The organism is Sphingobium sp. (assembly GCF_032153725.1).
Taxonomy (GTDB): domain Bacteria; phylum Pseudomonadota; class Alphaproteobacteria; order Sphingomonadales; family Sphingomonadaceae; genus Sphingobium.
On sequence record NZ_JALDYQ010000002.1, the window covers coordinates 50118 to 70211 of the forward strand.

A 20094-nucleotide genomic window follows, 5' to 3' on the forward strand; every position below is an offset into this window, starting at 1 on the left:
TATTTCCGGGCCAAGTCTGCGTCCGCCGCGCTCCTGGATACATAAAGATACAATCCGCTACATATTGATCCACCGGGACAATAAGTCGCTCTACCATGCACCGTGCCGAGCGATATGAGGGCGAAGGTCGGCGTCATGTCCTGAAGCCGACCTTCGCCCGGCGCGTCCCTCCCCTCCCCCTGCGCCGGGCGAAGACCTTTTCACCCGTTTTGGACCCGTCCGCCGACCATGCCCAGCCGCCGCCACCCCTTTCGGACCATGCCATTCGCGCTTTGCATCCTGATCGCCGCCTGCGGCCAGAAGGAAGCGCCCAAAAAGGGGCCGGTCGAGGTTGGCGTGGTGACGCTGACGGCGCAGAATGTGACCGTTTCCACCGAATTGCCCGGCCGCACCGCGTCCACCATGATGTCGGAGGTTCGCCCCCAGGTCGCCGGCGTCATCCAGAAACGGCTGTTCACCGAAGGCTCCGCCGTCCGTGCAGGCCAGCCGCTCTACCAGATCGACCCCTCTCTCTATCGCGCCTCCCGCGATGAAGCGCAGGCGACCCTCGCCAGCGCGCAGGCGACCGCCGCCGCCGCCCAGGCCAAGGCCAATCGCTACCGCATCCTGGGCCAGAGCGAGGCGGTGAGCGCGCAGGACCGCGACGATGTCGTCGCTACCGCGCGCCAAGCCGCCGCCGCCGTGAGCCAGGCCCGCGCCACGCTCCAGACCACCGGCATCAACCTCAATTTCACGCAGGTCCGCGCGCCCATCAGCGGACGCATCGGCCGATCCTCGGTCACGCCGGGCGCGTTGGTCACGGCCAGCCAGACGACGGCGCTTGCCACGATCCAGCAACTCGATCCGATCTTCGTCGACGTGACGCAATCCAGTGCCAGACTGCTTGAACTGCGGCGCGCGCTGGCTGCGGGCAAGGCGCTGCCCGCCAGCGCCACCATCCGGCTGAAGCTGGACGACGGCACCGACTATCCGCTGGATGGGCGCATCGAATTTGCCGAACCGATCGTCGATCCGGATAGCGGCACGATCACCCTGCGCGCGCGCTTCCCCAATCCCGATGGCCTGTTGCTGCCCGGCATGTTCGTGCGCGTGGTCGCGCCCCAGTCGGTGGTCCCGGGCGCCATTCTCGCCCCGCAGCAGGGCATCAGTCGCGATCCCAAGGGCAACGCCACGGCATTGGTCGTGAACAGGAAGAACAAGGTAGAGCGCCGCATCGTCGCCGCCACCCAGGCGGTAGGGGACAAATGGCTGGTCACCAGCGGGCTGCAAAAGGGTGACCGGCTGATCGTCGAGGGCACCGACAAAGTGCAGCCCGGAGACATCGTCAAGGCCGTCACCGCCGACCAGGCCGCGAAATAAGGGAGGGCAAAGCTTGCTCAGCCGCTATTTCATCGAACGGCCGATCTTCGCATGGGTCATCGCCATCGGCATCATGCTGGCTGGTCTGGGCGGGATGCTGACCCTGCCGATCGCCCAATATCCCGACATTGCGCCGCCATCGGTCAACATCAGCGCCAACTATCCCGGCGCCTCGGCCGAAACCGTGGAAACCAGCGTCACCCAGGTCATCGAACAGCAGCTGACCGGCATTGACGGCCTCATGTATTTCTCCTCCTCCTCGACCGCCAACGGTCAGTCGCGGATCACCGTCACCTTCAAGAAAGGGACCAACCCGGATACCGCGCAGGTCCAGGTCCAGAACAAGGTACAGCAGGCCCTGAGCCGCCTGCCCAATGCCGTGCAACAGCAGGGGCTGACCGTTACCAAGTCGCAGACCGACTTCCTGATGCTTGTCGGCCTTTACGACAAGACCGACACCGCGTCGCAGACCGACATTTCCGATTATCTGGTCAATCATTTCCAGGACCCGATCGCCCGCATCGACGGCATCGGGTCTTCGCAGATATTCGGTTCGCAATATGCGATGCGGATCTGGCTGGACCCCTATAAGCTCGCCACGGTCAAGCTGATGCCTTCGGACGTGCAGAGCGCGATCGCTGCCCAGAATGTCGAGGTATCGGCCGGCCAGATCGGCGCCGACCCCGCGCCCGCGGGGCAGCAGATCAACGCGACCGTAACGGCCCGCGCCCGCCTGCAGACGCCCGAACAGTTCCGCAACATCATCGTCAAGACGCAGAGCGACGGGTCCATCGTCCACCTGTCCGATGTGGCGCGGGTCGAACTGGGCAATGAAAGCTATACCTCCTCCGCGCGGCTCAACGGCCATCCGGCCTCCGGCATAGCGCTTCAGCTCGCGCCGGGAGCCGACGCGCTCAAGACCGCGGAACTGGTCAAGGCCAGGGTGGAGCAACTGTCGGCCGACCTGCCGCATGGCTACACCGTCACCTATCCGCGCGACACCACCCCCTTCATCAAGCTGTCGGTCGAGGAGGTCGTCCAGACGCTGATCGAGGCGGTCGGGCTGGTGGTCGTGGTGATGTTCGTCTTCCTGCAAAGCTGGCGCGCGACCCTGGTGCCTGCGATCGCGGTGCCGGTGGTGCTGCTCGGCACCTTCGGCGTGCTCGCGCTGTTTGGCTATTCCATCAACACGCTGACCTTGTTCGGCATGGTGCTGGCCATCGGCCTGCTGGTCGACGACGCCATCGTGGTGGTCGAAAATGTCGAACGAATCATGGAGGAGGAAGGGCTTTCCGCCCGCGACGCCACGATCAAGTCGATGGGGGAAATCGGCGGCGCTCTGGTGGGCATCGCGCTCGTCCTCTCCGCCGTTCTGCTTCCCATGGCCTTTTTCGGTGGATCGACCGGCGTGATCTACCGCCAGTTTTCGATCACCATCGTCTCGTCCATGCTTCTCTCGGTGCTGGTCGCGCTGATCCTGTCCCCCGCGCTCTGCGCCACGATCCTGAAGCCCATAGCCGACGAGCATCGCGACCGGGGCTGGACCGGCAGGTTCAACCGCTGGTTCGAACGGGTGACGCGCGGCTATATGCGGCAGCTCCAGCACGTCATCGGCCGCCGCGCGTTTTTCTGGGGCGGCTATGTGGTCGTCCTGCTGCTGCTCTGGCTGCTGTTCGTGCGCCTCCCCACCAGCTTCCTTCCGGTCGAGGATCAGGGCCAGGTGATGGTGCAGGCGACCCTGCCGGCCGGCGCGAAATCATCCCGCACCCGTGCCGCGCTCGAACAGATTCAGAATTATTTCCTGAACGATGAAAAGGACAATGTCGATTTCATCTTCTTCGCTCAGGGATTCAGTTTTGCGGGACAGGGCGAAAACACGGCGCAGGGCTTCATCAATCTGGCGCCATGGGACCAGCGCAAGGGATCGGCCAATCAGGCCACGGCCATAGCGAACCGCGCGACCCGGCAGCTCGGCGCGATCCGCGATGCCAAGGTGCTGGCCATGACCCCTCCCTCCATTCGCGGCCTGGGTCAATCCAACGGCTTCACCTTCGAATTGCTCAATACGGGGGGGCTCAGCCGCGAACGCTTCCTTGCGCTTCGCAACCAGCTGATGAAGGCCGCGGCGAACGATCCCAAGCTGGCCGGCGTCCGCGCCGCCACGCTGGAGGACACGCCCCAGCTCAAGGTTGACGTCGACTCCGAAAAGCTTGCCGTGCTGGGCCTGACCCAGGCCAATGTCGACAATGTGCTGAGTTCCGCCTGGGGCAGCACCTATATCAATGATTTCGTCGACCGTGGCCGCGTGAAGCGCGTCTATATGCAGGCCGACGCGCCCTTCCGCGCGTTGCCCGCCGACCTCGACAACTGGCAGGTGCGTTCCAGCACCACCGGCGAAATGGTGCCTTTCTCCGCTTTCGCCGCCACCCGTTGGACGATGGGACCGACCACTGTGTCCCGCTATAACGGCCAGTCTTCCTACGAAATCCAGGGGCAGGCCGGTCCCGGCACCAGCTCGGGCGAGGCGATGGATGAGATAGCGAAGCTGCAGGGACAGCTCCCCCCGGGCACCAGCTATGCCTGGAGCGGCCTGTCCTATCAGGAAAAGCTGTCGGGCGGTCAGGCACCCCTGCTCTACGGACTGTCGGTCCTGGTCGTGTTCCTCTGCCTTGCCGCGCTTTATGAAAGCTGGTCGATCCCGCTGGCTGTGCTGCTGGTGATCCCGCTCGGCCTGATCGGCGCGGTGCTGGCGGTGACGCTGCGGGGGCTGGAAAACAACATCTATTTCCAGGTTGGCCTGCTCACCACCATGGGCCTTGCCGCGAAGAACGCCATTTTGATCGTGGAGTTCGCCGAACTCTCCTGGCGAGAGGGCAAGGACGCCACGGCCGCGGCGCTGGAGGCCGCCCGCCTGCGCTTCCGCCCGATCCTGATGACTTCACTGGCCTTCATCGCGGGCGTCATTCCACTCGCCATCGCCACCGGCGCCGGCGCACAGAGCCGCGTCGCCATCGGCACGGCTGTGGTCGGCGGCATGGTGACCGCCACCGTGCTCGCCGTTTTCTACGTCCCGCTGTTTTTCCTGACGATCATGCGCATCTTCAGCCGCAAGGGTCAGCCGCCCGCCGCCACCCCCGCCGTGGAGGTCCGGGCATGAAGCGCGCCCTTCTGACGCCCCTGCTCTCCCTGGCATCGCTGACTGCGTTGTCAGCCTGCGACATGGCGCCGCATTATGTCCGGCCGATGCCCCCGGTGCCCGCCAATTTCCCCTCCGGCCCTGCCTATGCGGCGGCGCTCGCCACGGAAAAGCCGGGCCTGCCCTGGACCGCGCTGGTTGGCGATGCTCGGCTCAGGTCGGTCATCGACCGCGCGCTTGCGAATAATCGCGACCTGCGCGCCGCGCTTGCCAATGTCGAGGCCGCCCGCGCGCAATATCGGGTCCAGCGCGCTGCCCGGCTTCCCGCCGTCACCGGCGAGGCAGGCGCCAGCTTTTCCCGCCAGAGCGATAATCGGCAGAACAGCTATAGCGCCAATATCGGCTTCAGCGCGTTCGAGATCGACCTGTTCGGCCGGGTCCGGAACCTGAGCCAATCGGCGCTCGAATCCTATCTCGCGACGGAAGAGGGGGCCCGTTCCACCCGCATCACGCTGATCGCGGAAACAGCCGCTGCCTACGCCACGCTGGCCGCCGATCAGGAACTGTTGGCGCTTGCCCGTCAGACGCTGGCCAGCGCGGAACGCACACTCGCCCTCACCCAGTCGCTCAATCGCGCGGGGCTACGCGGCAAGCTTGACGTCCACCAGGCCGAAACCTCCGTGGAACAGGCCCGCAGCGACATCGCCGCCCAGGCAACCCAGGTGGCGCAGGACCACAACGCGCTGAACCTGCTCGCCGGCGCGCCGGTGGAGGACGCCCTGCTGCCCCAATCGCTCCAAGATCTGACCGGCAGCATCGCGAAGGTTCCGGCGGGCCTTTCCTCCGACGCGCTGCTCCAGCGCCCGGACGTGCTACAGGCCGAACATCAGTTGAAGGCCGCCAATGCTGATATCGGCGCCGCCCGCGCGGCGATGTTTCCAAAGATCAGCCTGACCGCCGCGATCGGCGTGGCGAGTTCGGCCCTCTCCTCGCTCTTCACCGGCGAGGGGTTCGCCTGGTCCGCCGCACCCTCGGCCGCCATGCCGATCATCGGGGGCGGTGCCCGGGGCAATCTCGACTACAGCAAGGCGCAGCGCGACCTGGCCCTCGCCCAATATGAAAAGGCAATCCAGACCGCCTTTCAGGAAGTGTCGGACGCGCTCGCCCGCGAAGGCACGATCGACGACCAGCAGGCAGCCCAGCAGCGCCTGGTCCTCGCCAGCCAGCGCAGCTACGCCCTGGCCGATGAGCGTTATCGCGCCGGGATCGATACTTTCCTCAACAGCCTGACCAGCCAGCGCAACCTGTACAGCGCGCAACAGAGCGCGATCGCGACCAATCTGGCGCTGATCCAGAACCGCATCCTGCTCTACCGGGTCATCGGGGCGGATTTCGCGACGGGCGAACAGTCCTGAAACCCGGCCTTTTCGTTTCCACCGAAGGCCGGAACAAGGTAGGCACCTGATAGCCCGCTTCAACTGAGCGCTCGGCGTTCGCGGGGCTTTTGACCGCCGCCGGATTGATCGCCGTCTCCAGATGCAGGCCAAAGCTCTGCCCCTTGCGCCAGGCGATCCGACCCTGGGCAGGTTCGCAATCGACAAGGACGACGACCACGACCTCCCCGACCGCCAGATCCAGATCGCACCGCCCGCCAAGACCCGTTTCCGATACATCGCGGACAAGGATGTCGACCTCGCCATGGCGGGGATGGTGCATGCGTGCCTTCAGCAACCGGCGCTGCCGGTCATGAAGCCGCTTGGAGCCGAAATCGGTGTCGGAAACGGACATTCAGTCCCGTAACTCTTCATTTTACGGTGCCGCGACGCACCATTGGCGACCTTGGGTTCCTTGCAGTTGCCTGCCGGACCCGTTTGAAACACCGATATTAGTCGCTTAAACGAAGCGTGAAAAGTGCCATAGCCTTAAGTCAATTATATCAATGGCTTTTCCAACGTTCTGCGCAAGGCATGAAAAGGCCCGCCCCGGCGGGGTTAATTTTCCGCCTGATCCGAAGAGGTGGAGCCGCTGGAGCCCGAAGCCTGTCCGTTGCCCGAAAGCTGTCCACTGGCATCGAGCGAGGCCACGCCGCCAGCGCTGTTGGCCGCGCCGCCGGCAGCACCCGCAGCGCTGCCTGCCGCATTGCCCGCCACCGACCGCGCCCGGCCAGCGGTGCTGGAGGCCCGATCATGCGCGGCGCCCGCGGCTGCGCCGGCACGGCCCTGGGCATTGGCGACCGCTCCGGCCGCGCGATCCCGTGCTGCGCCAGCGGTACCGGCGGCCTGATCACGCGCGCCACCCACGGCGTTGCTCACGTCGCTGGTTCCCAGCGTGTCAGCGGTCAGGCTGCCGCTGGCCGATCCGCTCCCGGAGCCGGAAGCGTTGCCGCCATGATTCTTGCCGTGGCGGCTGACCGATCCGCTGGCGGAACCGTTGCCGCTGCCATGGCCCGAACCGTTGGCGCCTACGCGACCATTTTCAAGGTCGATGCTGCGGTCGAGGCCAATGCCACCCGAACCACCGAGTGAGCCGCCCAGGGAACCGCCGACGCCACCCAGACCGCCGCCAAGGCCGCCGCCAAGCATGCCGCCACCGCCACCGCCCAGCAGCTGGGCCGAAGCAGGGGCTGCCGTCAAAGCGGCGAGAGCGGCGGTAGCAAGAAGGAACTTCATCTTCATCGATCGTCTCCTTGTTCGTTGTCGATCCGATGAGAGGACAACGGAAGGACGATCCGCTTTCATCCCGACCCGCGTGAAAAATTTACAAGATATTGATATTCAATCCATGTTTCTGCAATTCCCGCAAAGGATCGCCGGTCCAGCGCCGCGCTTTGCTTCCGCGCGCAGGGCCGCCAGACTGCCGGCGGCGAACAGCCGCCCCGCCACCAGCGGCGCCGCGAAGGATGTGCCGCGCACCCGCCCCTTGCCGCCATCGGGACGCGCCGCATTCATGTCTGCGCCCGGCGCGGCGAAGTCGACATGGCGCGCTCGCCCGGCTTCCGGCAACACGCGTCCGCGCCCGTCAATCCCGGTGACGGCAATCACGTCGGGATAGGAGGCGGGATAGGCGGGAGGGGCCGCCGGACCATCATTGCCAACCGCTGCTACCAGCGTCACGCCCTTTTCCCGCGCCAGCCGGATCGCGCCCGCCAGCAGGGGATTGTCCGGCCCCACCAGGCTGACCGTCACCACGCTCGCCCCCCGCGCCGCCATCCAGCCCAGGGCGCGCGCGATCGCAAAGGCGCCGCCACCTGCCGGATCGTCGCCATAGACATCGGCGGCCAGCAATGGCGCGCCCGGCGCTGCTCCCCGAACGCTACCCGATCCGCTGATAAGCGATGCCACCGCCGTCCCGTGCGCGCTGGCCAGCGGCGCCCCTCGCGCAAAGCCCTGTTGCTCCACCGGACCACTAAACGCCGGGTGCCGGGCAACGCCGCCATCGATCAGCCCCACGGCCTTGCCCCGCACCGGGCCGGTTTCCGCGAGCGCGGTTGCCATCGTCCCAATCGAAGGGCCGCTGGGGAAATAGAGATTGTCGGCGCTTGCCTGCGCTTCGGGCGCGATCGACCGCACCTGCTTCAGCGCGCGTGACAGGCTGCGCCCCTGCGGCACGGTCAGCCGGGTGATGCTGAGGTCCAGCCCCTCGACCGCCGCATTTTCCACGGCGTAACCGGCTGAACGCAGCGCCTCGATGCTCTTGCCCCTGGCGCCCGTCAACAGGATGATCCCGCGCCGCGCCGGTTCCCGCCGATCGTCCAGCTCGACCGAGTCCCCGTGACGCCGCAGCATATCCCCGATCCGGGCCGCCCGCGCCGCGACCAGCCGATCGGCCAGTCGCACGGGGGACAGTTGCTCCAGCCCCGCCTGATCCAGCGTTCCTTCCACCCGGTCCAGCACATTGGGCACGACGCCGCCCACCTGCCCCAACCCACTGCCGGGAGAGGAAAGCAGTTGCGCCTGCGCGCCCGGTGCGGTCAGCAACAGGCCGGCGACGATCCATGGGCGTGCGAATTTCATCTCGACCTCTTTGCTGACGGCGTGCCTTCCGGTCCTTTCGCCCTCAAAATGATTCATTGCGAAAAAATTTCCAATATAGGTTCGTGTTCAGGGATGAAACGTGTGGCAGTGGTCGTTTCATCCCTGGCAAGAGCTGAACTGGAGACGGGATGTCGTTCGAAAGCGATCTGTTGGCGATCCTGCCCCGGCTGCGGCGCTTTGCCGCCAGCCTGTCGCGGGACCGTGCCGACGGGGACGATCTTTGTCAGGCGACGCTGGAAAAGGCGCTGCGGGCCCGCGATCAATGGCAACCGGGGACAAGACTGGATAGCTGGATGTACAGGATCATGCGCAATCTCTGGATCGACGAGGGCCGCTCGCGGCAGCGCGCCGCCCGGACCTTTGCGCCGGAAGAAGCGGGCGAGCATGTCGGCCACGCCGGCGACCGCGATGTGGAGGCGCATGTCATGCTGTCCGACGTAGACCGCGCGATGCACAGCCTGCCCGATGAACAGCGCGAGGCCATTGCGCTCGTGCTGGTGGAGGGGTTGTCCTACAAGGAAGCGGCACAGGTGCTGGGCGTTCCCATGGGGACGCTGACTTCGCGGCTGGTGCGCGGGCGCGGGGCGCTGATCCAATTGCTGGGGGAAGCGGCATGACCGATATCGACGAAGCCATGTTGATCGCCTGGGTCGACGGCGAACTGGACGAAGTGACGCGGCGGCGCGTGGATCGCGCCGTGGCGGAGGACCCGGCGCTGGCCGAGCGACTGGAGATGCACCGCCGCGTGCGCGAACGTCTGTCGGGCCATTATGCCCCGATCGAGGCGGAGCCGGTACCTGCCGGGATGCGCGCCTTGCTGGAAGAAAGCGGGAAGATTGTGCCGCTGGCCCGGCCTTCGGCGTCGCATTGGCGGGGCTGGGGCATTGGTGGCGCAATCGCCGCAAGCCTGTTGCTGGGGTTGGGCATCGGACATCTTTCTGGCGGTCCCGCAGGGCCCATTGCGGTGGGAAATGGCACAATGGTGGCGCAGGGAGAACTCGCCTCGACCCTCGATACGCAGCTGGCCTCCGCGCAGGAAGGGGCATCCATTCGCATCGGCCTTAGCTTCCAGCGCAAGGGCGGCGGTTGGTGCCGCAGTTTCGAGGGGCAGGCGATGTCAGGGATTGCCTGTCGCGAAGGGAAAGACTGGCAGGTGCAGCAACTGGTGCCGGGCATGGGCAAGGCGACGGATTATCGTCAGGCTTCTTCCGGAGATGCGCGCATCATGGCCACGGTGGACGCTCTGATGGAGGGCCAGCCTGCCGATGCGGTTCAGGAGAAGGCGGCAGCTGAGACGGCTTGGCGCTGAAAGCGTCGCTTGATATGACCGATCATCAGAGGATATTCGGAATCACCGAAACAGATCGAGGGGAACAGCCTCCGCCATGGCGCGATAGCCCGCAGGCGAGGGATGCAGGGCGTCCCCGACATCATAGCGCGGCAGAAGATGATCGGGGCGAGCAGGATCTCGCATGATCCGGTCGAAGTCGATCACGCCGTCGAAATTCCCCGGCTCGCTTATCCATCGGTTCACGGCCTGACGATCCGCCTCATTCCGGGCATCGGGATGATAATAGCTATTGCCCTGGAAGGGCAGGATCGTTGCACCGATCACCTTGATCCCTTTGGCCCGGGCGCGCGCGATGATCTGGCGATAGGCGCCAATGATGCGTGACACCAGCCGGGCGTGTTCCGCATCGCTCGCCGTCGCGTCGCGCGTCAGGGTGCCGATGTCGTTGATGCCTTCCAGCAGGATCAGATAACGCACGCCCGGTTGCGCGAGCACGTCGCGGTCGAGCCGGGACAGCGCATTGGGTCCCAACCCGTCGTCCAGCAGGCGGTTGCCGCCTATGCCCTGATTGACCACGGCCAGATGACGCCTTTTCGGATCGGCCTGAAGGCGCCGGGCAAGATTGTCCGTCCAGCGGTCGTTTCCGTTCGTGGTGGCCCCTCGCCCGTCCGTGATGGAATCGCCCAGGGCAACGATGACGCCAGTTGGACCGCATGTTTCCGTCTCCAGCGCGGCAAGCGAAAACCAATGTTCGATCGCGTCGGCGCCGGCCATGCCGGGGTCGGCGAGATGATCGCCCTTTAACAGCCAGGAAGTGGCCCGTGATCCGGGATGGGAGGTTTGTTCCGCGGGGGCCTGGGCGAAGTGAATGCTCACCGCCAGATCATCAAACGGCGTGACAGGCAACGCCACGGGGTCCGAAAGATAATCCGCTCCGGCAGGAATCACGACATCCGCGCGCCCATCGAAGCGGAGCGGAATGAAGCTCTTCGGATCGACTGTCGCCGCATCGGGGCGCAGGGCGCGGGCGATGCTGGCGCCATTGATCCACAGCGGCTTCGTGCCCGCCAGGTTCGACAGGCGCACGCGAAGCCGGTTCCCGGCGATCGACGGGCGGATGATCTGCCGCAGGCTGCTGTCGGCCAGCTTGATCGGGTCCAGCATATTATCCCCGGTCGGCGCCATTTGCGCCGATGTCCATGCCGCCACCCACTGGCCTGCGCAGGATGCGGCCTGCGCAGGCCAAGCCACGCAAGTGGCAAGGAGAAGGAGGAAATGGGCCAGTCCCGTACGCATGAACGACGATCCCTTGTCTGAAAGAAAAAAGGGCCGGCCTTGCGACCGGCCCTCAGGTTCCTGGGGGGAGGATCAGAAATTCGCCCGAATGCCCGCCATGACCGTGCGGCCCGGATAATAGACCGAATAGGCGGCATTATCATATTCGAAGGTGGTGCGGATCGGCTCGTTGGTGATGTTCAGCACATCAAGCGTCAGGCGCATCGCCTTGTTGAGGAAAGGCAGTTGATAGCCCGCCGACATGTCGAGCTGGCCGCGGGCGTCGGAACGCAGATTGGCGCCGTTAATGCCGTTCTGCGGACCGTTGAGGGCTATCGACTTGTCGTTCCAGACATAATTCAGGCTGACCGACAGGCCGTTATTTTCATAGAAGCCCTGAAGATTGTACGACCATTTGGAAACACCGGTCGCCACCAGCCCCGAAGAAGAGGACTGTTTCAGATAGGTGCCATTGGCCGAAAAGCCCAGCCCCTTGACCAGGAAGTCCAGCGGCTGGACCCAGGTGGCCTCGATCCCCTTGATCTTCAGGTCCTTCAGGTTGATCGGGCGATTGACCGTGATCGGCAGATCATTGACGGCAACCCCGGTCTGAAGCGAACGGTCGTTGAGGGCGTTCTGCTGGGTCGAAATCAGGCTGTCGAACGGAATATTGAGCGATCCGAAGCTCACCTGCTGCGACTGGGTGACGGTGAAGCCCTGAATATTCTTCATGAACAGGGCCAGACCGATATAGCCGATACCCCCAGTGTAGATTTCGCCGCCCAGATCATAATTGTCAGAGGTATAGGGCTTGAGGTCCGGATTGCCTGCGGTCGCGGTCAGCGCCGAAGGATCGGAAAAGGTAATGCCGGGCAGGATCTGCCCCGCATCAGGGCGGGTCATCGTCCGCGATGCCGAAGCACGCAGCTTGACATTGTTGGCGACATCATAGGTCAGGTTGATCGACGGCAGGAAATTTTCATATTTCGAGCTGGAGGTGATGTCGACGATCGCCGTGCCGACCTGGCTCGGTCCAATCACCAACTGGTCGGTATGGGCATAGCGCATGCCGGCATTGATGTGCAGGTCACGCCCGGCAATGGTGGTGACGCCGTTCAGTTCGAAATAGGCGCCCAGAACCTTTTCATCCATGTCGCCGGTCGCGCCGCCCGTGACGGCCCCGCGCGTTTCCGGTGCGCTGTCGCGATAGCTGGCATAGTTGGTCGCCTGCATCAACCCGGCGAAATCCGGAACGACAAAGGCATTATAGCCAATGTTGCCACTTGCCAGATGGCCGAAATTGCTGACCGGGAAGGCTTTCAGATATTGCGCGATCGCACTGGTCGGCACCGATCCGGTAGCCCCGGTGCAGCCGGTGCCGCAGACCGACAGCTGATAGGCCGGGCTGTTGTCATAGGCGCGGATCGTCCGCTGCGCCCGGTCATAGGCGGCGCCAACCTTCACATTGAACATCTCGTCGCCATAGGTGACGTCGAGATGCGCGCCGCGGGTTTCCGTTGTCCGGCGCACCAGCGCGATATTCTGGCGATACCATTGCCAGGTGCCGCTATTGGGATCGTTCAGGTCGATATTGGTCGTGATGGACGGATAATCGCCCCCCGTATTGTCATAATAGACGTCGACACCCGATTGCGGCGTGGTCTGGAAAGCGAAAGTCGGCTGTTCGCGGAAGAAGCGGCTCTTGGACCAGTTGGCGCTCAGGTCGATCTTCAGGTCTTCCGACGGCTGCCAGCTGACGCTGGGGTTGATGTTCCAGAATTTGGTCGTCTGCTTGAACAGGCTGGCTTCGAGGAAGAAGGAGGAGTTGGCGAAGGTACCGCTGGTCACGACACCATTATCGTCGACCGTCAGTCCGATCGGGATCATGCCGCCGGTCGATTGCGCACTGGTGCCCGGCCCCGAATTGCGGACCTGCCAGTTCATGTTGACCTTGGTATAGTCGCGCTTCGACTTGGCCCAGATGCCGTCGAGTGCGAAATGCAGTTCATCGCTGGGCCGCCATTCGAGCGAGGCCAGCGCCGAAATGCGCGAGCGGTCGCCCTGCGTCAGGCTGTTGCGGCCAAGGCGCGGGATCAGCGCCGTGCTGAGCTGACTGCGGGTCAGGCCCGAAGTGGCGACCACGTCGACCGGCTGTCCGGCGATCAGACCATGGCCGGTATTCGCCGGAACCGCCGAAGCCCAGGAGAAATTGTTGCCGCCCGGATCGCCCGCGCCCAGATTGCCGTCAGTCCAACCGACCGATTCAAACCCGTCCACGCGGGTCTTGGTCTTGACGCCCGCAACGCCGACCAGAATGCCGAAGGTGTCGGTGGTGTGGCTGGCAACGATCGCGCCGCGCGGGGAAATCTTGTCATTGCTGTCTGTATATTGGCCCTGCGCGACGACGGTGACATGGGTGCCCGGCTTGTCGAACGGGCGGGCGTTGCGCAGGTTGACCGTACCGGCAATACCGCCTTCCAGCGTGGAGGGCGACGGGCTCTTGGCCAGGTCAAGGCGGGTGAACAGTTCCGACGGGAAGAAGTCGAGGTCGACTTCGCGGTTGGCGCTGCCGCCATTGGTGCCGCCGTCCGATGCGACCTGCAATTGCGATCCATTGAGCAGGACACGGGTGAAGCTGGGACCAAGGCCACGGATCGCGACCTGCGTGCCCTCACCATTGACGTCGCGGTTGAGGCGCACGCCGGGCATGCGGTTCAGCGTTTCGGCAAGATTGGTGGCGGGCAGCTTGCCGATATCTTCCGCGAAGATCGAGTCGCCGAAGGCAACAGCACCCTTCTTGGCATTGGTGGCGCTCTGCAAGCTGCCGCGGATACCGGTTACAACGATGTCGGCAACTTCGTCCTGCTGTGCAACGGGCTGGGCGGCGGCGGGCTGGGCCGCGCTGTCCTGGGCGGAAGCTGCCTGCGCCAGCGTCAGCGCACCGAAGGCGGACGCTGCACAAAGCGCGATGCGAAAAGACTGGATACGAGAATCGGCCATCTTCAAAATCCCCTCCTGAGCGCGGCTTCCGACTATCCGGTAAGCATGATTGGTAGCGCTATCAGTTTGACGTTGATAAACCCTGAGTAATTTTTGTCAAGTCCGGTGACAGCTTTATTGGTAACGGTACAAACGGACTTTCTGGATCTGGAAATCCCCGGCAGGCAGGCGGATATGGCGCCCCTGATGGGTCTGATCGCCATTCAGCAGCCGACCGGGCACCCAATTGCCCCGCGCATCGAAATGCCCCTCCCAGGCGCTGTCGATTCCCGCGAGACTCGGCCCGACTCCGACGGGTGCGAAGGTCACGGTGATGCCCTGCCCGGCGATCAGATAATCCTCTGGACCGGTCTGGATGATGATGCCACCGGCGTTACCGGTATCAGGGGTGGAAACAGGTTTCTGGATATCGGCAAAGGCGACGGTGAAGCGGTAATTGCCGATCTTTTCCGTCACCGGCTCGTAGACCAGCGTTTCGTCATAGAGCGCCTTGGGCCGGAAGGCCGACATGCGCCCCAGCCCCTGCGCGGCGAGAATATGCGGGCTGAGTTGCTCCAGCAGGCCATAAGCCTCGCCCAGCGCGCCCGGTTTCTCATCGATCGACTCGATGGAGAAGGGGCCAAAACCGACCGCATCCAGCTTTCCGATCGCGTAAAAGGCATTTCCCGGAACCTGCGGATGATCGGCATTATTGGCTTCGGGAATGAACAACGGATTGTCCACCCGCTTATAGATGTTCACAATATCCACGAAGTTCGGGAAATAGATGTCAGGCGCCAGGAAATCGATCGCGGGCGCTCCGGCCTTCCACACGTCGATCAGATGGGGCAACGGCCCGCCGCTCGGATATTCGCCGGGCAGCCGGCCGGGGCGGTTCAATGCCACATTGACATACATGGGCATGGCATAGGCCGCCTTGCCCGCGCGGGTCAGCGCATCGGCAAAACGCGCATAGGTCCAGGCGGTGAAGATCTCCTCGGCCTGATGACCGGGACCGAACACCTCCGCCCACGTGCCGCTGGTCCTGGCTCCCTGCTCCTCCCAGAGCTGCTTCATCTGCGGCACCAGACTGTCCCGGTGCTGCTGGAGATAGGCCAATAGTTCGGCGGGCACCGGCCCCTTGAACGCGGCGTCGGCCAGCGGGCCATAATCGCGCGCCACCGGCAGCATCCCGATCTCATTTTCCACCTGCGTCATCAGCACGGTGTTCTGCCTGTCGTCCACTGCCTTGATATGCGCCATCAGCGCGGCAAAGGCCTTCTGGTCCGCCTCCAGCGTCGCGGGCGCCATGGAGGAGAGGATGTCAACGCCCTGCCCATTGGGCAGCTGCGCACGGGGGAACCGGGCCTGATCGCGCTTGACCCAGGCGGGCACATAGGTCGACATGCTGTTCTTCCACGCGCCGAACCAGAGGAAGACCAGCTTCAGACCGTTGGCCCGCGCATCGCGGATCAGCGCATCGACCGGGGAAAAGTCGAACCTGCCCTCGACCGGCTCTATCAGCTCCCAGGACACCGGAACCAGCACGGTGTTGAGGTGCATCGCCTTCAACCGCTTCCAGTGCGGCGCCATATAGGTGGCGCTGGATGCGCTGCTATTGCCCAGCTCGCCTGCGATCAGCAGCATCGGCTTGCCCTGAACGCTAAGCTGGGTGGCGCTGCCCTGCTTCACCAGCCTTGGCGGCTCGGCCTGCGCAGTGGCGGCCAGGGCGAGCGCAGAGACGGCAGCGCCGATCTTCGCGAGATGCATCATTTCTCTCCGTGGAAGGTGGCGAGCGCGACGCGCGCGCCCTGGGTTTCGAGGATGGCGAGCCAGTGGATGAGCGAGGCGCGGAAGTCCCCGTTCGTCGCCAGCGCGGGTGGAACGACGGCATCAAAGCCGAGGATGGCATCGACGCGCTCGCCCACCGTGCTGGCGTCGGCAAGGCAAGCGGCAATGGCGCCGGCCAGCGGATCGTCCACCTTATGACTCTCGCCCAGATCATCCTGCCCCGCCTGCCAGCGGACCCAGGCCGCGACGCCTAGCGACAGCGCCTCGATCCCCTGCCCCGCCGCCAGCCGCGCGGCGATGGTGGCGAGCAGGCGCTGGGGCAGCTTCTGCGACCCATCCATGGCGATCTGGCGCGTGCGATGGCGCAGCGTCGGATTGTCGAAGCGCGCCATCAATTCCTTGCGATAGGCGGCCACATCCAGTTCCGGCGGTGGGGATAGCGTCGTCTGCGCCTCATCCCAGAGCGTTTCGACAAACATCCGTGCCTCCGGCAAAGCCAGCACTTCATGGACATGCTCGATCCCGGCAAGGGCGCCCAGATAGGCGATGCCGCTATGCGATCCGTTGAGCAGGCGCAGCTTGGCTTCCTCCCAGGGGGCGACCGCAGCCGTAACCTGCACGCCCGCAGCAAAATCAGGGCGCGGGCCACAGAACCGGTCCTCGATCACCCACTGGATGAAGGGTTCGGTCTTGACCATTGCCCTATCTTCAATGGGAACGCCCCTCACGCCGAGGCGGGTGGAGAGCGCGGCGATATCCTCTTCCGTGGTCGCGGGGACGATGCGGTCGACCATGGTTTCAGAAAAGGCCCCCTCCTCAGCGATCCAGTCCGCCAGAGCCGGGTCATGGCGGCGCGCCAGCGCCAGCACGGCGTTGCGCAGCCGGGTGCCGTTGTGCGGCAGATTATCGCAGCTGATGGCGGTGAAGGGCAGCCGGCCGGCCGCTTTGCGCATCGCCAGCGCCGCCACCAGATAGCCGGGCGCTGTCTGCGGGCTTTCCAGCGAGACGAGATCGGCGGCGAGCTGGGCATCCTCCTCGATCAGCGCGCCGGTCGCGGGGTCGAGCTTATAGCCCTTCTCCGTGATGGTCAGCGTGACGATATGCGTTTCGGGCGAGGCCAGCGCGGCCAGCAGCGCCCGCGGCTCTTCCGGCGCGACGATGACGCGCTGGACTGCGCCGATGACCCGCGCCTGCTCCGAAGAGCCGTCACGGACCAGCATGGTATAGAGGCCATGCTGCGGCGCCATCTGCTCCCGCACGGCGGGCGAGCGCAGCGAAGCGGCGACGATGCCCCAGCGCAGATCGCCCGCATTCAGGACATCATCGAACAGCACCGCCTGATGCGCGCGGTGGAACGCGCCGATGCCAAGATGGACGACGCCCGCCTTGACCGCCGCGCGATCATAAGTCGGGCGGATCACATCGGCCGGCAGAGCGTCGAGCGTCGCGGACGACAGGCGGATCACAGCTTGTAAGCCTTCTTCACAAGGTCATAGGCAAGGGCGTGGGCCAGTTCGAAGGCTTCGTCCTCCTCCAGCCTGTGCTCGGCGATGAGCTGGGCGAGCCAGCCGCAATCCATCCGGCGGGCGACGTCATGCCGGGCCGGGATCGACAGAAAGGCGCGGGTGTCGTCGTTGAAGCCCACTGTATTGTAGAAGCCCGCCGTCTCCGTCGCGCGCTCGCGGAAACGCCGCATCCCTTCCGGGCTATCGTGGAACCACCAGGGCGGGCCCAGTTTGAGCGCAGGATAATGGCCCGCCAGTGGCGCCAGTTCGCGGGAATAGACATCCTCATCCAGGGTGAAGAGGATCAGCGTCAGGCGCGGATCATTGCCATAGAGGTCGAGCAGGGGTTTCAACGCCCGCACGAATTCACCGGCTGTCGGGATGTCGCCGCCCTTATCCCTGCCGAAGCGGGCCAGCACGGCGGCATTGTGGCTGCGATGGACGCCGGGGTGGAGTTGCATCACCATACCGTCCTCGATCGACATGCGCGCCATTTCCACCAGCATATGGCCGCGGAACAGTTCGGCTTCCCGCGCGCTGACGGGACCGCTCGTCACCTTGGCGTATAGCGCCTCGATCTCGGCGGGGGGGAGATGCGCGGTGAAGGCCGAGGGATGGCCGTGATCGGTCGAAGTGGCGCCCGCTTCGCGGAAATCCGCCCGGCGCTTCTCATGGGCGCGCAGATAACCGGCGAAGCTGCCCGCATCCTCCCCCGCCATGGCGCAGAAACGACGGACATTGTCGATGAAGCGCGGATCGTCGGGGTCCATCACCGGATCGGGGCGATAGGCCGTGACGACCCTGCCGCTCCAACCCGATTCCCGGATCGCGCGATGATGATCGAGCGGGTCGAGCGGACCTTCGGTGGTGGCGATGACCTCGATATTATAGCGTTGGAACAGGGCGCGGGGGCGGAAGGCGTCGGTCTTCAGCGCGGCGTCGATAATGTCGTAGACATGATCGGCCGTCTCCGGCTCCAGCCGCACGTCGATGCCGAAGGCCTCTGCAAAGACCCAGTCCAGCCACATGCGCGAAGGCGTGCCACGGAACAGGTGGTAATGCGCGGCAAAGCGGTGCCAGATGGTACGCGGATCGTTTTCCGTTCGGCTGCCGTCGACGGTGGGGACGCCAAGTTCCTCCAGCTTCACGCCCTGACTCATCAGCATGCGGAACACATAATGGTCCGGCACGATCAGCAGGTCGGAAGGATTGGCGAAGGGCTGGTCATAGGCGAACCAGCGCGGGTCGGTATGCCCGTGCGGGCTGACGATCGGCAGTTCCTTGACGGTAGCATGGAGCGCGCGAGCGATGTCGCGCGTGCGCGGGTCGGACGGGAACAGCCGATCAGGGTGGAGATGAAGGGGTTTGGTCACGAAATTACTCCTGTCGCACCGGTTGTGCCACCGGTGGCAACGCCCTGATAGCGCGGCACGATGCAATGAACAGTGAAAAGTGCGATCAGATAAGCGCAGGAAGCGACGATGAAGATAGGCTGGAAGCTGCCGACGGTTTCCAGGATGACGCCCGCGAACTTGGCCATCAGCATCCCGCCCATCGCTCCTGCGAGGCCACCAAGTCCCACCACGGACCCCGCCATCCAGCGCGGAAAGAGATCGCCCGGCAGCGCATAGACATTGGCGGAAAAGCCCTGATGCCCGGCGCAGGCAAGGCCGATCAGCCCGACCGCGACCCACATGCTGGACGCCTGTGCGGCGAAGGCGATGGGCAGGGCGCACATGGCGGCGCAGAACATGGCGGTCTTGCGCGCGCGATTGATGCTCATGCCCCGGCCGATGAGGCGAGAGGACAGCCAACCGCCCGCGACCGAACCCACATCCGCCATCAGATAGACGGCGATCAGCGGCGGGCCGAAGTCCAGCATCTTCACGCCATATTGTTTGTTGAAGAAGTCGGGCAGCCAGAAGAGAAAGGTCCACCACACCGGATCGATCAGGAAACGGGCGGTCATATAGGCCCATGTCTGGCGATGGCGGAACAGGGTAGCCCATTTGACCGGGCGCCGGGGTTCCTGGGGATCAGCCTCGATCCAGTTCAGTTCTTGCGTGGACAGCCCCTTCTTCTCGCGCGGGAGCCGATAGAAGCCGAGCCACGCAGCCAGCCAGATCACCGTCAGCAGTCCGGTCAGGATGAAGGCCCAGCGCCAGCCCATGGTAACGGCGATGACCGGCACGATCAGCGGCGTCAGGATCGCGCCGACATTCGACCCGGCGTTGAAGATGCCGATGGCAAAGGCGCGCTCCTTCTTGGGGAACCATTCATTGGTCGCGGCGATGGCGGCGGGGAAAGTCCCTGCCTCCCCGATCGCCAGCGGCACCCGGGCCAGCAGCATTCCCGCCGTAGAGGTGAAGAAGATGTGCATGACGTGGCCAACCGTCCACAAGGCGACGGCCAGCGCATAGCCCGTCCGCGCGCCGATCCGGTCGATCAACCGGCCGAAGAAGACATAGGCTATGCCGTAGCCCGCCTGGAACCAGATGGCGAGGTCGGCATAGCCGCTCTCGCTCCAGCCATAGCGGGCCTGGAGGTCGGGCTTGAGCGTCGGCAGGACAAGGCGGTCGATATAGCTCAGCACCACGGCCGCGAAGAGCAATGCGCAGACGATCCAGCGGATCTTGCCGGAGGGTTTGGGGATAGGGGGGCTGGTCATGACCCTCTCCAAAAGAACTTCGTCATTCCCGCGAAGGCGGGAATCCATCTCCGTAC

Annotated in this window: 14 protein-coding genes; 5 read left to right on the forward strand and 9 right to left on the reverse strand. The window is 64.7% G+C overall.

What is annotated here, in order from left to right; translation table 11 throughout:
* Positions 1 to 228: 228 nt before the first annotated feature.
* Genes RUH75_RS01195 through RUH75_RS01205 form a run of 3 tightly spaced genes read left to right on the forward strand, consistent with a single transcriptional unit; the run spans position 229 to position 5910 of the window.
* Complete coding sequence (locus RUH75_RS01195; protein WP_409592305.1) at positions 229 to 1359, forward strand: efflux RND transporter periplasmic adaptor subunit; 1131 nt, start codon at positions 229 to 231, stop codon at positions 1357 to 1359.
* A 13-nt stretch (positions 1360 to 1372) separates the two neighbouring features.
* Positions 1373 to 4516, forward strand: coding sequence for an efflux RND transporter permease subunit (locus tag RUH75_RS01200; protein WP_313801346.1), 3144 nt, complete (start codon positions 1373 to 1375; stop codon positions 4514 to 4516).
* A complete protein-coding gene (locus RUH75_RS01205; RefSeq protein WP_313801348.1) occupies positions 4513 to 5910 on the forward strand; it encodes an efflux transporter outer membrane subunit in 1398 nt (465 codons plus the stop codon). The genes RUH75_RS01200 and RUH75_RS01205 overlap by 4 nt, the downstream gene beginning before the upstream one ends.
* Here the strand turns inward: RUH75_RS01205 and RUH75_RS01210 are convergent.
* From RUH75_RS01210 to RUH75_RS01220, 3 genes are all read right to left on the reverse strand, one after another.
* Complete coding sequence (locus tag RUH75_RS01210; protein ID WP_313801350.1) at positions 5873 to 6283, reverse strand: hypothetical protein; 411 nt, start codon at positions 6281 to 6283, stop codon at positions 5873 to 5875. The two genes, RUH75_RS01205 and RUH75_RS01210, sit on opposite strands and share 38 nt — an antisense overlap.
* 203 nt (positions 6284 to 6486) lie before the next feature.
* Complete coding sequence (locus tag RUH75_RS01215) at positions 6487 to 7170, reverse strand: hypothetical protein (RefSeq protein ID WP_313801352.1); 684 nt, start codon at positions 7168 to 7170, stop codon at positions 6487 to 6489.
* Between the two features lie 99 nt (positions 7171 to 7269).
* Entirely contained in the window at positions 7270 to 8565 is a 1296-nt protein-coding gene (locus tag RUH75_RS01220; RefSeq protein ID WP_313801354.1) for a S8 family serine peptidase, read from the reverse strand.
* Between the two features lie 92 nt (positions 8566 to 8657).
* Between RUH75_RS01220 and RUH75_RS01225 the strand changes: the two genes are divergently transcribed.
* Together RUH75_RS01225 and RUH75_RS01230 are read left to right on the forward strand one after the other, a co-directional pair.
* Positions 8658 to 9146 carry an RNA polymerase sigma factor gene (locus RUH75_RS01225; RefSeq protein ID WP_313801356.1) on the forward strand — a complete coding sequence of 163 codons (489 nt, stop codon included), beginning with the start codon at positions 8658 to 8660 and terminating at the stop codon, positions 9144 to 9146.
* Positions 9143 to 9838: an anti-sigma factor gene (locus tag RUH75_RS01230; RefSeq protein ID WP_313801358.1), complete on the forward strand. Its 696-nt coding sequence runs from the start codon at positions 9143 to 9145 to the stop codon at positions 9836 to 9838. Before RUH75_RS01225 ends, RUH75_RS01230 begins: the two co-directional genes overlap by 4 nt.
* 42 nt (positions 9839 to 9880) lie before the next feature.
* Here the strand turns inward: RUH75_RS01230 and RUH75_RS01235 are convergent, their stop codons facing one another.
* The 6 genes from RUH75_RS01235 to RUH75_RS01260 all read right to left on the reverse strand — a co-directional run bounded on the left by RUH75_RS01235 (position 9881) and on the right by RUH75_RS01260 (position 20038).
* Positions 9881 to 11116, reverse strand: coding sequence for an SGNH/GDSL hydrolase family protein (locus RUH75_RS01235; RefSeq protein ID WP_313801360.1), 1236 nt, complete (start codon positions 11114 to 11116; stop codon positions 9881 to 9883).
* Between the two features lie 72 nt (positions 11117 to 11188).
* Positions 11189 to 14095 (reverse strand): TonB-dependent receptor, encoded by a 2907-nt coding sequence (locus RUH75_RS01240; RefSeq protein WP_313801362.1) that lies wholly within the window; start codon positions 14093 to 14095, stop codon positions 11189 to 11191.
* Between the two features lie 114 nt (positions 14096 to 14209).
* Positions 14210 to 15844 (reverse strand): DUF5597 domain-containing protein, encoded by a 1635-nt coding sequence (locus RUH75_RS01245; RefSeq protein WP_313801364.1) that lies wholly within the window; start codon positions 15842 to 15844, stop codon positions 14210 to 14212.
* Positions 15844 to 17331, reverse strand: coding sequence for a mannitol dehydrogenase family protein (locus RUH75_RS01250; RefSeq protein WP_313801365.1), 1488 nt, complete (start codon positions 17329 to 17331; stop codon positions 15844 to 15846). Before RUH75_RS01250 ends, RUH75_RS01245 begins: the two co-directional genes overlap by 1 nt.
* Entirely contained in the window at positions 17328 to 18743 is a 1416-nt protein-coding gene (gene uxaC / locus RUH75_RS01255) for a glucuronate isomerase (protein ID WP_313801367.1), read from the reverse strand. Before uxaC ends, RUH75_RS01250 begins: the two co-directional genes overlap by 4 nt.
* Entirely contained in the window at positions 18740 to 20038 is a 1299-nt protein-coding gene (locus RUH75_RS01260; RefSeq protein WP_313801369.1) for an MFS transporter, read from the reverse strand. The genes uxaC and RUH75_RS01260 overlap by 4 nt, the downstream gene beginning before the upstream one ends.
* Positions 20039 to 20094 lie beyond the last annotated feature (56 nt).